At 61.8% G+C, this 13,045-nt stretch carries 7 protein-coding genes and 1 pseudogene; 6 read left to right on the top strand and 2 right to left on the bottom strand.

Annotated elements, in window-relative coordinates:
* Window positions 1–146: 146 nt before the first annotated feature.
* Complete coding sequence (locus tag PcP3B5_RS31535; protein ID WP_145923921.1) at window positions 147–1,238, top strand: NUDIX hydrolase; 1,092 nt, start codon at window positions 147–149, stop codon at window positions 1,236–1,238.
* Window positions 1,239–1,305: 67 nt separating this feature from the next.
* Here the strand turns inward: PcP3B5_RS31535 and PcP3B5_RS19695 are convergent, their stop codons facing one another.
* Both PcP3B5_RS19695 and PcP3B5_RS32640 read right to left on the bottom strand, forming a co-directional pair.
* The gene (locus tag PcP3B5_RS19695) at window positions 1,306–2,649 is read right to left on the bottom strand and encodes a site-specific integrase (protein ID WP_061562195.1); all 1,344 of its coding nucleotides are present in this window, start codon (window positions 2,647–2,649) and stop codon (window positions 1,306–1,308) included.
* Between the two features lie 875 nt (window positions 2,650–3,524).
* Window positions 3,525–3,698: a hypothetical protein gene (locus PcP3B5_RS32640; RefSeq protein WP_415754149.1), complete on the bottom strand. Its 174-nt coding sequence runs from the start codon at window positions 3,696–3,698 to the stop codon at window positions 3,525–3,527.
* Between the two features lie 65 nt (window positions 3,699–3,763).
* Here PcP3B5_RS32640 and PcP3B5_RS32230 point away from each other — a divergent pair.
* From PcP3B5_RS32230 to PcP3B5_RS19670, 5 genes and pseudogenes are all read left to right on the top strand, one after another.
* Window positions 3,764–4,345, top strand: a pseudogene (locus tag PcP3B5_RS32230) (ABC transporter permease subunit); the annotation flags it as partial.
* A 44-nt stretch (window positions 4,346–4,389) separates the two neighbouring features.
* Window positions 4,390–5,793: an aminotransferase family protein gene (locus PcP3B5_RS19685; protein ID WP_269465726.1), complete on the top strand. Its 1,404-nt coding sequence runs from the start codon at window positions 4,390–4,392 to the stop codon at window positions 5,791–5,793.
* Window positions 5,794–5,857: 64 nt separating this feature from the next.
* A complete protein-coding gene (locus PcP3B5_RS19680) occupies window positions 5,858–6,400 on the top strand; it encodes a flavin reductase family protein (protein ID WP_061562194.1) in 543 nt (180 codons plus the stop codon).
* A 337-nt stretch (window positions 6,401–6,737) separates the two neighbouring features.
* Complete coding sequence (locus PcP3B5_RS19675; protein ID WP_061562193.1) at window positions 6,738–9,707, top strand: DNA methyltransferase; 2,970 nt, start codon at window positions 6,738–6,740, stop codon at window positions 9,705–9,707.
* The gene (locus tag PcP3B5_RS19670; protein WP_061562192.1) at window positions 9,707–13,045 is read left to right on the top strand and encodes a DEAD/DEAH box helicase family protein; all 3,339 of its coding nucleotides are present in this window, start codon (window positions 9,707–9,709) and stop codon (window positions 13,043–13,045) included. Before PcP3B5_RS19675 ends, PcP3B5_RS19670 begins: the two co-directional genes overlap by 1 nt.

The following is a 13,045-nucleotide window of genomic DNA, read 5'->3' as shown; positions in this document are numbered from 1 at the left end:
TGCTCTGCTCTGAGTGAGATTTGATGTAATCCCTGCGTAGGGTAAGGGGGTAGTGAGCGGATTTAATTGGCATGCATGTTTGGGCATATTTGGAAGTCTTATTCTAGGCTGTAGTCTTGATTGTAAATTTATAGGGATTGTTGAACTTGAAGATTCCAGAAGCTAAACAGTATTTGGCAATTATAGTCGGCTCTAATTCTCGTGTATTGCTGCGCAGAAGGCCTGGACCTGTCGGGGGGTATTTTATACGGACTGAATTGTCTGGTAATGAAACACCTGATAGCGCGATTGTTGCAGCGGTTTTCGATGAGGCCAGAATAAGAGTTAGGGTCACATCTGCTGGGGATGGTGTATATTTTGGAGGGAGTGGGACATGTGCTTACTTTTTAGTTGAACAGGTTGATCCTGAGGAAGAAATTGCACCGGATGGGGTGGTCGATTGGTATTCCTTTGAAGAGGCCGTATATCTGATGAGGGATTTAAAGAGCGATAGTGAGTATGAGCTTGAAATTGCTTCTTTGTTCGTTGCACAAAAAGTCATGGGCGAATTTTTGGCTTTTAATGATGACGAGTTTAAGAGCTTGATGGGGACGCCGGAATTTGAGAGTTTTAAGAGGCTTTGCCTTCTTGTTGAATATATTTTCTTGCCTGATGGTGAGGCGAATCATGGGCTTGGGATAAATTCAAGATTTGTGAGGCGGCTTTTGGTTGAGAAATTGGAAGTGATAGATGAGAGTGGAGGCTTTTGTTCTGATTATGTAAATAATTTAATTTCCATGGCTGATAAGAAAGCGTGCAGTAAAAAGCATGAGGATTGTTTGGTGGAGCTTATCTTAGTGTCCGTGGCAGACGCATACTTTCACTTGAGGGTGGGCGATATGGTCGGCTATAGGAATGCTCGGAAGCGTGCCTGTAAATATCTAAGTATACGTCGGAGTCTGTATCCAGATGAGTCAAGAGCTTATCGTGAAAGGGCGCGTGCAGGTGGATATGGAAAGGCAAAGGTTGAGGGTGAGCGTAAAAGTACTATTAGGAATGAATTTATAGCTGTTTTGCGAGAGAGTGCTCCATTTCGCTCTCGTGTTGAGGCTGTGGCTATTGTTGATAAGGTGCTAGATAAAGTTCTTTTTAGGCTGAATGGCCTGGGGATCAAGTGTGATAGTGAGGATGTTCAAGGTTATATGATTGATTTGCTTGTAAGTGACAAGGTTGTGAGGGGGATAATAGGGAAGTCTTAGCGCTTCTCTGAGAGCTTAATTTTAGTATTTGTCATGGCCACAAAGCTGCGAGGTATCTGGTTTTTCGCTACTTTGAAATTAGTAATTCTAAGTGTTGTCCAAGAATATACCATGCTTCTGACATCTCTTTGGCGTAGCTGTGTCGTTGGTAGGTGCGCTTTACCTTGTTTTCCTCCGTGTGGTTAAGGCAGCGTTCCGCTACTTCCGGGAGAACACCAAGGGCGGTCATGATCGTGGCGCCAGTTCGCCTTAGGTCGTGTGGAGTCCACTTTCCTCCCGAGAGGAGTAGCGCCTGAGCATTAGCGCTTCTGTTGCTCAGGATCCCTTGGTTTGGCAGGCGCTGCCTATCGCCAAGCTGCTTGGTCACAGTCTTTGAGCAAACAGGACCGCTATTCTGGGTGTTGGGATAGCACCATTCGCTGGCAGAACTGAATACCATGAGGGCCTTGAATTGTTGAATGGCGAACGGTGAGAGGGTTACGTTGTGGGCCCTACCGTTTTTGCTTTGCTCTGCAGGTATGTGCCAGTTGCCTTTGGTGAGGTCGACATTCTCCCATCGGGCATTCAGCAGCTCGCCGATGCGGCAACAGGTAGACAAAGCAATCCAAATTGCAGCCTCTGAAGAGGGGAGTAGGCCGGCTTGCGGAGTGAGCCTTGCTAACGCGCGTATTTCTTCGTCACTCAATACGCGATCTCGCTCGACGTCCTTACCGCCAATTTTGGCTTTGCGAATGCTTGCAGTCGGATCGTGATCGATTAGATCCCGGTCTACGGCGAATCGGAACATCTGGCGCATCAGGCTGAAGACCATCTTCGCCATCCGGTTGACGCCGCGAGCGAGCAGGGCGTCCGTTACCTCGGTGATGTGGCCTTTTTTCACATCTTCGACTGCCATTTGACCGAGGAAAGGCAGAACATCTTTCTCGAACATGCGGCGGACTTCTGCGCCGCCGTCCTTGCGGTTGATCAAGTCGACCTTGGCCCAGTGATCGAACAGCTGCTGGACGGTTTTTCTGGCAGCTTGACGGGCCTGGGCCGCCTCCAATGCGGCTTTCTCTGCGGCGACCCGTGCAAGCTCAGCATCGCGTGCCGCCACGCGAGAGGCTTCCTCGGTCTCTAGATGCTCCTTGACATCTCTGACGCCTGACTTATGAAGCCCGGCAAGCTCTTTAGCCCGCAGACCTGCTTCAGCGAGTGTCATAGTGCCTTCGCTGCCATCGCGACTGTATGTGCCAATGGGGAAGGTGATGCGCTCACTGCTGTTGTTGGTGTAGCGGAAATAGAAGAGGCGTTCACCGCTTGGAGTGATACGGGCGACCAAGCTGCCGTGTCCCCAGATGGCAACCTCGCTCAGCCACCTGTCGCTCGTACCTGGTTTGGCCGTCATCTGGCGGTCTGTGATCTTGGCCATTTGGTCCGTTTCCTCGTTGCCAATTGGTTGCCAATTGAGATTACCTGGTTGCCAATTGGTTGCCAATTGAGATCGGATTTCGTCGCACGACTTCGGACGATTTTGGACGAGAAAATCTATTAATTGCAGTAAATTCAATGGCTTGAGATTTATGTATTGGACTGGCTTAGATTTCTTTGGAAAGGTTATTACCTGTATGGGGTGCAAGGGGTAGAGTGTTTGAGGTGTTCTGTTTTGGTTTCTGGTTGACGCAAATTGCGCACAAAACCATTGAGCGAACGCACTGATATCCACGTCTGGAACCGCGTCCGTCCAGATCACCCAGCTTGACCGCCCTGGCAGGCAGTGCTCTTCGATAAGCTCGGACGTAACCCAGAAGCGAATTCAGGCAGTGTCGCTGCAGAAGTCGGCGACGTGGTCATGCAAACCGCTGAGACCAAGGCCTTGGCCGATGCTGCGAAGGAGGTGAACTTCCAGGTTGGGGAATAGGGCCGCCGTGGCTGCCCACCTAGTTGTCCCATCACGCTGTCAGTCCTGTACCCGCTGACAGCGTGACCCACGTCGCTAGTATGAAATGGCAACCACAGCCCAACAAAACCAGCCAACCCCCACCAGCCCCCACCCAGCAGAAGTCGGTCCCCAACAGCCCAAACCCATCACGTCCCAGTCTTCACCCTCGTCCAGACCCGCGTACGCACCCGCTCAAGCCTCAAGGGCAGTGTTTCCAGCGGATACAATGTATCCATGACCTCCTTCGTGGGATGCTGCGCCGGGTTTTCGCGCAGTTGGGTGTCTATCAGTTTGGTGGCGTCCTTGTTGCCGTTGGGGGAGCCGACGTAGTTGGAGTTCTTCGCAGTAATTTCCGGGTGCAGGATTTAGTCGATGAAGGCGTAGCCTTGCCGTGGGTGTGGCGCATCCTTGAGCAGCACCAGGTTTTCCATCCACACCGGGGCGCCTTCGCGGGGGATGCTGTAGGTGATCTTCATGCCGTTGTGGGCCCGCTCGGCGATCTGTTTGGCGCTGTATACCGAGCCGCCCCAGCCGACCACGGCGCAGATGTCGCCGTTGGCCAGGTCGGAGGGGAACTTCGATGAGTCGAAGTAGCGGATGTAGGGCGGATGCTGCGCAGCAGGGCTTCGGCGCCTTCTTCCTCGCGGTGCTGACGGCGGTGCCGGTGGGCATTCTCATGGGCGTCAACCGGGTGGCGCGGGGCATTTTCGACCCACTGGTGGAGTTCTACCGGCCGCTGCCGCCGCTGGCCTATCTGCCCCTGGTGGTGATCTGGATGGGCATCGGCGAAGGCTCGAAGATCCTGTTCATCTACCTGGCCATGTTCGCCCCGCTGGCGCTCAGCGCCCGCGCCGGCGTGCGCTCGGTGGCCATCGAACAGATCCACGCCGCCTACTCCATGGGCGGGAGCCGCCGCCAGGTGCTGTTCCACGTGATAGTCCCGGCGGCCCTGCCGGACACCCTCACCGGCATGCGCATCGCCATCGGCTTCGGCTGGACCACCCTGGTCGCCGCCGAGATGGTCGCGGCCACCGCCGGCCTGGGCTTCATGGTGCTGACCGCATCGAAGTTCATGGCCACCGAGGTGGTGGTGCTGGGCATCCTGGTGATCGGCGCCCTGGCCCTGTTGTTCGACCTCGGCATGCGCTGGCTGGAGCGCCGCCTGGTGCCCTGGAAGGGCAAGGCCGGTGCTACCTGGACGCCACTTCCGGCGGCGTCTGGTGCGTCAACGTGGGCTATGGCCGGGCCAGCATCGCCGACGCCGTGCGCGACCAACTGGTCGAGCTGAACTACTTCGCCGGCACCCTGGGCAGCCCGGTGGCGGCGCGCTTCGCCGAGGCGCTGATCGAGAAGATGCCGGGCATGAGCCGGGTGTATTTCTCCAACTCAGGCTCGGAAGCCAACGAGAAGGCCTACAAGATGGTGCGGCAGATCGCCCGCCGCAAGTACGCCGGCCGCAAGCACAAGATCCTCTACCGCGAGCGCGACTACCACGGCACCACCATCACCTGCCTGAGCTCCACCGGCCAGCAGGAACGGCGCATGCAGTACGGCCCCTTCACCCCGGGCTTCGTCGAGTTCCCGCATTGCTGCGAGTACCGCAGCCAATTCGGCCCGGTCGACGACTACGGCGCCCGCGCGGCCCGCGCCATGGAGGAGATCATCCTGCGCGAGGGGCCGGACACCATCGGCGCGGTGGTGCTGGAGCCGATCACCGCCGGTGGTGGCGTCATCACTCCGCCCGCGGGCTACCTGAAGGCCGTGGAAGCGATCTGCCGCAAGTACGACATCCTCATTCACATCGATGAGGTGGTTTGCGGCCTGGGCCGCACCGGCAAGTGGTTCGCCTACCAGCACTACGGCATCCAGCCGGACATCGTCACCATGGCCAAGGGCGTGGCGTCCGGGTATGCCGCCATCTCCTGCACGGTGACCACAGAAGAGGTGTTCGAACAGTTCAAGGGCGAGCCGGACGACCGCGAGGTCTACTTCCGTGACATCAGCACCTTCGGCGGCTGTACCGCCGGCCCCGCCGCAGCGCTGGAGAACCTGCGGATCATCGAGCGGGAAGGCCTGCTGCGCCTGCAGCGAAAACACCCGCTGATCGGCGAGGTTCGTGGCAAGGGACTCTTCCTCGGCATCGAGCTGGTCAGCGACCGCGAGACCCGCGAACCGGTGGCCGAGGGCGTGGCCATGCGGGTTGCCGCGCTGTGCATGGCCAAGGGCCTGATCATCAGCCGTACCAACCGCTCCTTCGCCGACTTCAACAACACCCTGTGCCTGAGCCCGGCCCTGACCATCGGGCGCGAACAGACCGACCAGATCCTTTCGATCCTCGAGCAGGCGCTGGCGGAGGTGGGGGAAGCTTCTGAGGAGTCGAACCGAACAGCGGGCGTCAGCGAGGAACTGGCGCCTGCGTGGTTCCGGCCAGGCGAGGCCGACGATGACCGGCATCGGGCGAACGCGGGCGAGGAGTCTTCTTCTTCTCGGGAAACAGGCGGTACGTTCCGAGGAAGGCGTGACGGGGATGGGTTGTCTGAGGCGGTTGGCTACGAACATACAAGTGACCTCGTGGCAAGCCATGGAAAAACGCCTACTCTGTTCCTTCCCGTGTGCGGGCAGGGAAAGGAATAGGTGGTATCCACTCACCCACGGTCCTGGGCACGGGCGTGGAACCCTGCGACGAGGAGCAGCCGCCATGAAAGCGCTGACGCTGGAGAAGGCCTTCACCCTGCTGGAGCCCGGCCCGGTGGTGCTGGTCACCACCTGCGACGCTGGCCAGCCCAACATCATGACGCTGTCCTGGACCATGGTGGTCGACTTCACCCCGCGCTTCGCTTTCACCACCGGGCCCTGGAACCATTCCTACGCCGCGCTGGAAAAGACCCGCGAGTGCGTCATCGCCATTCCCACCGTGGACCTGCTCGACACCGTGGTCGGCATAGGCACCTGCTCCGGCGCCGACACCGACAAGTTCGCCCGCTTCGGGTTGACCGCCGTGCCGGCCCGGCATATCGGCGCGCCGCTGATCGGCGAGTGCCTGGCGAACATCGAGTGCCGGGTGGTCGACGTGGTCGAGCGGCACAACATAGTGGTGCTCGACGGCATAGCCGCCTATGTCGATTCCAAACGCGAGGAGCGCCGTACCCTGCACGCGGTCGGCGACGGCACCTTCGTGGTGGATGGCGAGAAGTTCGACCGGCGCAAGGCGATGCGCTCGAAGCTGCCGCCCGGCGTCTAGTCGAGCCCCCTTGGCGCAGCCCGGCCCCCGCCGGTCGCGAACGGTTCGCTTCTCTTGTAAGATCAACGGTTTGGATTGGCAGGGCGCGGCCCAGGTTGCCAATCGCAAGTCAGTTGAGATTCACTGCCTGCCGGATCGCAGAGGGAGCTGAATCCTGATTCCGCCCGCCCCCCGGTCGTTATGCCGTCGAAGCGCCTCGCCACTGCGGCGCGGGCCGGCGGTGCGTGCATCCCGAGCATAGTCCGAGCCCGCCGTGCCGAACCTGGCTGCGGGCGCGGCGTGCGTTTCCCCGGCGGCGAACCCGGACAGATACAGCGGTATTGAAAAAGGCCAAGTCATGAGCGACATCCGTAATCCCAAGCACCAGGCCCTGGTCGCCAAGCTGCGCGAGATCTTCCAGATCGACCGCCCGGAGCTGGACTTCGGCGTCTACCGCATCCTCAATGCCCGCGCCGGCGAGATCAACGACTACCTGGAGCGGCGCCTGCCGCGCAAGATCCAGGAGCACCTGGCGGGGGGCGACGGCGCCGAGCACGAGAACGCCGTCTTCAGCCACCTGCTGACCTTCTTCAGCCGTTACTACAACAACGGCGATTTCGTCAGCCAGCGCCGCTACAAGGGGGACACCTACGCCATCCCCTACGCCGGCGAGGAAGTCATGCTGCACTGGGCCAACAAGGACCAGTACTACACCAAGAGCGGCGAGAACTTCGCCAACTACAGCTTCCGCCTGGAAGACGGCCGCGCCGTGCACTTCCGCCTGGTGGCCGCCGACACCGCCAAGGACAACCGCAAGGACAACGACAAGGAACGCCGCTTCGCGCTGATCGAACCGATGACGCTGAGCCGCACCGACGAGCACGGCCACGAATACGACGAAGCGCTGCTGCCCATCGAGGAGGGCGACGGCGCCGACGGCCAGCCGCTGCTGACGCTGCGCTTCGAATACCGGCCGGTGGCCAAGGGCACCAAGCAGGAGACGCTGATCGGCAAGGCCGTCGAGACCGTGCTGGGCGACGCGGCGGTCAAGGCGCGCTGGGCTGAGCTGGCCAGGCGCGAGCCGACCGAGAAGAACCCGCAGCGCACGCTGCTGGAGAAGAACCTCAGCGACTACGCCAGCAAGAACACCGCCGACTACTTCATCCACAAGGACCTCGGGCGTTTCCTGCGCGGCGAGCTGGACTTCTACATCAAGAACGAAGTCCTGTACCTGGACGACCTGCAGAACGCCACGGCCATCGCCGATATCGACAAGAGCCTGCGCATGACGCAGTGCCTGCGGGCCATCGCCCGGGAGCTGATCGACTTCCTGGCGCAACTGGAGGAGTTCCAGAAGAAGCTCTGGCTGAAGAAGAAGTTCGTGGTCTCCAGCCATTACTGCATCACCCTGGACCGGGTGCCGGAAGCGTTGTACCCAGCCATCGTCGGCAACCCCCGGCAATGGGAGCAGTGGCGCCAGCTGGGGCTCTGGACGGGCGCGGCGAATGGCACCGAGCAGGACCTGCGCAATGCGCCCTTCCGGATGCTCGACACCAGCCTCTACGACGCCGCCTTCAAGGCGCGGTTGCTGGCCTCCATTGCCGACCTGGACGGCAGCGTCAACGGCACCTTCGTCCACAGCGACAACTTCCAGGCCCTGAGCTTCCTGCAGGAGCGCTACCGCGAGCAGGTCAAGTACATCTATATAGACCCGCCCTACAACACCAACTCCACGCCCATCCTCTACAAGAACGAGTACAAGCACTCGTCCTGGATGAGCCTGATGCAGGACCGCCTGATCAAGGGCATGAGCCTGCTGTGCTTCGACGGCGTGAAGACGGTGGCGATCGACGATTCCGAGATGGTCAACCTGTCCAAGGTGATGGAGCAGGTGGCGCCGGAGCACACGCTGTCGCGGGTCACCGTGGTGCACAACCCCAAGGGCTCGATCACCCGCAACTTCAACCGTACCCACGAGTACGCCCTGTTCCTCACCCGCGACGGGTTGTCGAGCATCGCCAGGACCCTGGAAGAGAACGGCACCCCGCGCAAGATGCGGCGCTGGGGCGAGAACTCCCGGCGCATCGACCGGCGGCCGTCGTTCTACCCGATCTACGTGCTGGACGGCCGTGTGGTCGACGTCGGCACGGTGCCGGACGACGATTTCCACCCGGCCGGCAGGAACGTCCTGCTGCCCGACGGGCGCATCGAGGTGTGGCCGATCGACCAGGACGGCGTCGAGCGGCGCTGGAACTTCGGCCTCGACTCCATCCGCCAGAACCTGGAGCGCGTCGCGGCGCTCAAGGTCGGCGACGACTGGGACCTGTTCGTCACCCATGAACAGACCGTGCCCAAGACCGTCTGGAGCGGCGGCGAGTTCGACGCCGGCAAGTACGGCAACAGCCTGCTCATCGACATGCTCGGCGAGAAACGCTTCGACTTCCCGAAGTCGATCCACCTGGTGAAGAAGTGCATCTCCCTGGCGGTCCAGGCCGACGAGCAGGCCCTGGTGCTCGACTACTTCGGCGGCAGCGGCACCACCGCCCATGCGGTGATCGAGCTGCGGCGCGAGGCCCAGGCCGCCGGCCTGGAGCCCAAGCTCGGCTTCATCCTGGTGGAGCAGGGCGAGTACTTCGAAACCGTGACCAAGCCGCGGGCGATCAAGGCCATCTACTCCGCGCAATGGAAGGATGGCGAGCCCACGGCGCCGCAGACCGGCCTGTCCGGCTGCTTCAAGGTGCTCAAGCTGGAGAGCTACGAGGACGCCCTGAACAACATCCAGCTGGCCCGGCCGCCGGCGGTGGGCGACCTGTTCGGCTTCCTCCCGGACCACGCGCGGGACGACTACCTGCTGCGCTACATGCTGAACGTGGAGAGCCGCGCCTCGTTGCTGTCGATCGGCGATTTCCGCAAGCCGTTCGACTACGCCATGGACATCGCGGTGGACTCCGCCGGCGCCTTCGAGCGGCGCCCGGTGGACCTGGTCGAGACCTTCAACTACCTCCTCGGCCTGCGCGTCGGCCAGGTGGATGCGCAACTGGAGCGCGGCTTCGTCAAGGTCACCGGCACGCTGCCGGGCGGGGAAAGCTGCCTGGTGCTCTGGCGTGACTGCGAGGTCCTCGACTACGAGGGCATCAGCCGGCTCTGCGAGGAGCTGGCGATCGACCCGGCGAACAGCCGCTTCGACGTCATCTACCTCAACGGCGACCACAACATCCCCTCGGTGCTCACCCAGACCGCGGCGCAGGGCGGCGCCACCCGCGAGCTCAAGCTGCGCCAGATCGAGCCGGAATTCCTCGAACGCATGTTCGCCGTGGAGGCGCTCTGATGGCGCGAGCACCACGGGGCGCGGCCGGCAAGCGCAGCTTCCACCAGGAACTGGTGCTCAACCGCTGGATGCTGGGCTTCTTCAAGGGCGGCAGCCTGGGGGCGCTTAAACTGCGCCTGGGCGACGACCGCCACGAAGGCATCGACGACGACGGCCAGACGCTGTTCTTCCACGAGCTCGCCGGCAACCTCTTCGAGCCGCAGCGCATCGGCGAGGCGGAGCTGCGCCGCTACGACCTGAACATAGTCGCGCACTGGCAGCGCATCACCGCCCAGCGCAACAAGCGCGAAGGCCACGAACTGCAGATGAAGTACTTCCAGTACCTGTCGCTGCTGTTCAGCGAGATCTACCTGGACTGGTACTTCAACCGCCGCGAAGCGCTGCTCGATGGCCTGAACGAAACCCTGGCGGCCTACCGCGGGGAGGCCGGCGCCGACCCGTTCCGCGACTTCGACGCCGACGACCTGAACAAGATCGCCTTCTGGAACGCCACCGGCAGCGGCAAGACGCTGCTGCTGCACGTCAACATCCTGCAGTACCTGCACTACTTCCAGGCCGGCAATGGCGACCGCTACCCGAGCAAGGTCATCCTGCTGACGCCCAACGAGGGCCTGTCGCGCCAGCACCTGGAAGAGCTGCACCTGTCCGGCTTCGGCTTCGCCCAGTACTTCAACAAGAGCCAGACGCCGCCGCGCGGCACCATCGAGATCATCGACATCAACAAGCTCGGCGACGAGATGGGCGACAAGACCGTGGCGGTGGAAGCCTTCGAAGGCAACAACCTGGTGCTGGTGGACGAAGGCCACCGCGGCACCGGGACTGCCGCGGGGGCCTGGATGAGCCGGCGCGACGCCCTGGTGCGCGGTGGTTTCGCCTTCGAGTATTCGGCCACCTTCGGCCAGGCGGTGGCCAAGGGGCTGACCGTCGACGCGGCGGAGGAAGAGCTGAAGAAGAAGCGCGCGAAGATGCTGTTCCAGACCGCCAGCCTGAAGAAGCTGGACGAGGACCAGCTGGCGCAGTTGCAGCTGACCGCGGAGGAGCTGCGCCAGGCGCGCATCACCGCGACCCGCGAGGTCTACGCCAAGTGCATCCTCTTCGATTACTCGTACAAGTTCTTCTACGAGGATGGCTACGGCAAGGACTCGCTGATCCTCAACATGAACGGCGAGGCCTACGCCGAGGGCGACAACGCCTACAAGTATTTCGCCGCCTGCCTGCTGGCCTTCTACCAGCAGACCTGGCTGTGGAGCCGTCATCGCGAGCAACTGCAGGACTTCAACATCGAGAAGCCGCTCTGGGTGTTCGTCGGCAACAAGGTGGCGGACGAAGACTCCGACATTCTCGAGGTGGTGACCTTCCTCGCCGAGTTCCTCAACCGCGAGGCGCAGATCAAGGCCTGGCTGGCGGACCTGGCGAACGACAAGGCACAGCTGCTGGACGCCAAGGGCAACAACATCTTCCAGGGGCGCTTCGCGCCGCTGCTGGGCTATGGCGACAGGATCGACGAGCTGTACGCCGATATCCTCCAGCGGGTGTTCAACGCCCCGGCCCGTCAGCGCCTGAAGCTGGTCAACATTCGCAGCAGCAAGGGCGAGCTGGCCCTGCGGGTGGGCGATGGCGAGCCCTTCGCGCTGATCAACATCGGCGACGACTCCGCCTTCTTCCGCCAGGCCGAGGCCTGCGCGGCCTTCGACAGCGAGGCGGACGACTTCAGCGGCGCGCTCTTCGGCACCCTGAACCACAAGGACAGCCGGCTGAACGTGCTGATCGGCTCGCGCAAGTTCACCGAGGGCTGGAGCAGCTGGCGGGTTTCCACCATGGGCCTGCTCAACATGGGGCAGGGCGAGGGTTCGCAGATCATCCAGCTGTTCGGTCGCGGCGTGCGGCTGAAGGGCGAGGGTTTCTCGCTGAAGCGCACCAGTCCGCAGGAACGCCCCAAGGGCCTGCACCTGGACAAGCTGGAAACCCTGAACATCTTCGGCGTGCGCGCCAACTACATCGCCGCCTTCAAGGATTACCTGAAGGAAGAGGGGATCACCCCCAGCGACGAGCTGATCGAGCTGGAGCTCCCCACCCGGGCGAACCTGCCGCAAGGCAAGCTGAGGACCCTGGCGCTCAAGGACGGCTACAAGGACAACCAGCAGAAGGGCTTCAAGCGCACCCATTTCCCCTGGCTGTACGAAGTGCCCGCGGCGTTCGCCGGCAAGGTCAAGCTGCCCCATGTGACGCTGGACCTGTATCCGCGCATCGAGGCGCTGAGCACCACGAAGGCGGCGGGCTCCGTGGCGCAGGCGCGCAACCGCGCCAAGCTCAACCCGGCGCTGTTCGGCCTGTTCGACTGGGACCGCATCTATGTCGAGCTGCAGGACTGCAAGCTGCAGCGGGGCTGGAGCAACCTGCGCCTGGACCGGCAGAAGCTGATGGAGTTCTGCCAGGGGCCGGCCGACTGGTACACGCTGCTGATCCCGGCCAGCGAGCTGGCGATCACCGGCTATGCCGACGTCCGCAAGCAGGAAGACATACTGGTCCGCCTGCTGGTCGACTACACCGAGCGCTTCTACAAGGCGCTGAAGAGCGGCTACGAAGGCCAGTTCTACGACGTGGTCCCGCTGGACGAGGGGCACGGCTCGATGCTCAAGGGCTACCGCTTCGAGATCGAGGGCAGCGAGCAGGGACTGGAGTATTTCCACAAGCTGGAGGAGCTGAAGGCGCTGGTGGCGGAAGGGCGGATCGACCAGGCCGGCCAATGGAGCGCGCCGCACATGGTGGCCATCAGCTTCGATCGTCACCTGTACTACCCGCTGCTGTCGCTGGAGGACAAGGACGCCGTGCCCTTCAAGCTGCGCCCGCTGGCGTTCGACGCGCCCAGCGAGTGGGATTTCGTCAGGGACCTAGAGGCTTTCCACGGCTCGCCCGCCGGCAGGCAGGCCATCGGCTCGCGCAGCCTATATCTGCTGCGCAACGCCGCCACCCAGGACAAGGGCCTGGGCTTCGCCACTGCGGGCAACTTCTATCCCGATTTCCTGCTCTGGCTGGTGGACGAGGCGACGGGGCAGCAGTGGCTGACCTTCGTGGACCCCAAGGGCCTGCGCAACCTGGACCTGGGGCACCCGAAGCTGGGCCTGTACAAGGAGATCAAGTCGATCCAGGCCACGTTGGCCAAGCCGGGCGAGCAGGCGCTCGTGCTCAACGCCTTCGTGCTGTCGCCGACGCCCTACACGGAGTTGCTGAACGTCGCGGAGCATTGCCCGAAAACAGAGCTGGAGGATCGCCACATCCTGTTCATGGAGGATGGTGCCGGCAGCTATCTGGAGAAGATGTTCGCGAGGATAGGGTAG

This window comes from Pseudomonas citronellolis, assembly GCF_001586155.1.
In the GTDB taxonomy this organism is placed as follows: Bacteria; Pseudomonadota; Gammaproteobacteria; order Pseudomonadales; family Pseudomonadaceae; genus Pseudomonas; species Pseudomonas citronellolis.
The sequence above is the reverse complement of the archived record's forward strand: the minus strand, read 5'-3'. Positions and strand labels throughout refer to the sequence as shown.

Excerpts from the sequence above, each read along its gene's own strand:
- PcP3B5_RS19695 (WP_061562195.1), bottom strand. The coding sequence starts at position 2,649 with ATGGCCAAGATCACAGACCGCCAGATGACGGCCAAACCAGGTACGAGC.
- PcP3B5_RS19680 (WP_061562194.1), top strand. The coding sequence starts at position 5,858 with ATGAAAGCGCTGACGCTGGAGAAGGCCTTCACCCTGCTGGAGCCCGGC.
- PcP3B5_RS19675 (WP_061562193.1), top strand. The coding sequence starts at position 6,738 with ATGAGCGACATCCGTAATCCCAAGCACCAGGCCCTGGTCGCCAAGCTG.
- PcP3B5_RS19670 (WP_061562192.1), top strand. The coding sequence starts at position 9,707 with ATGGCGCGAGCACCACGGGGCGCGGCCGGCAAGCGCAGCTTCCACCAG.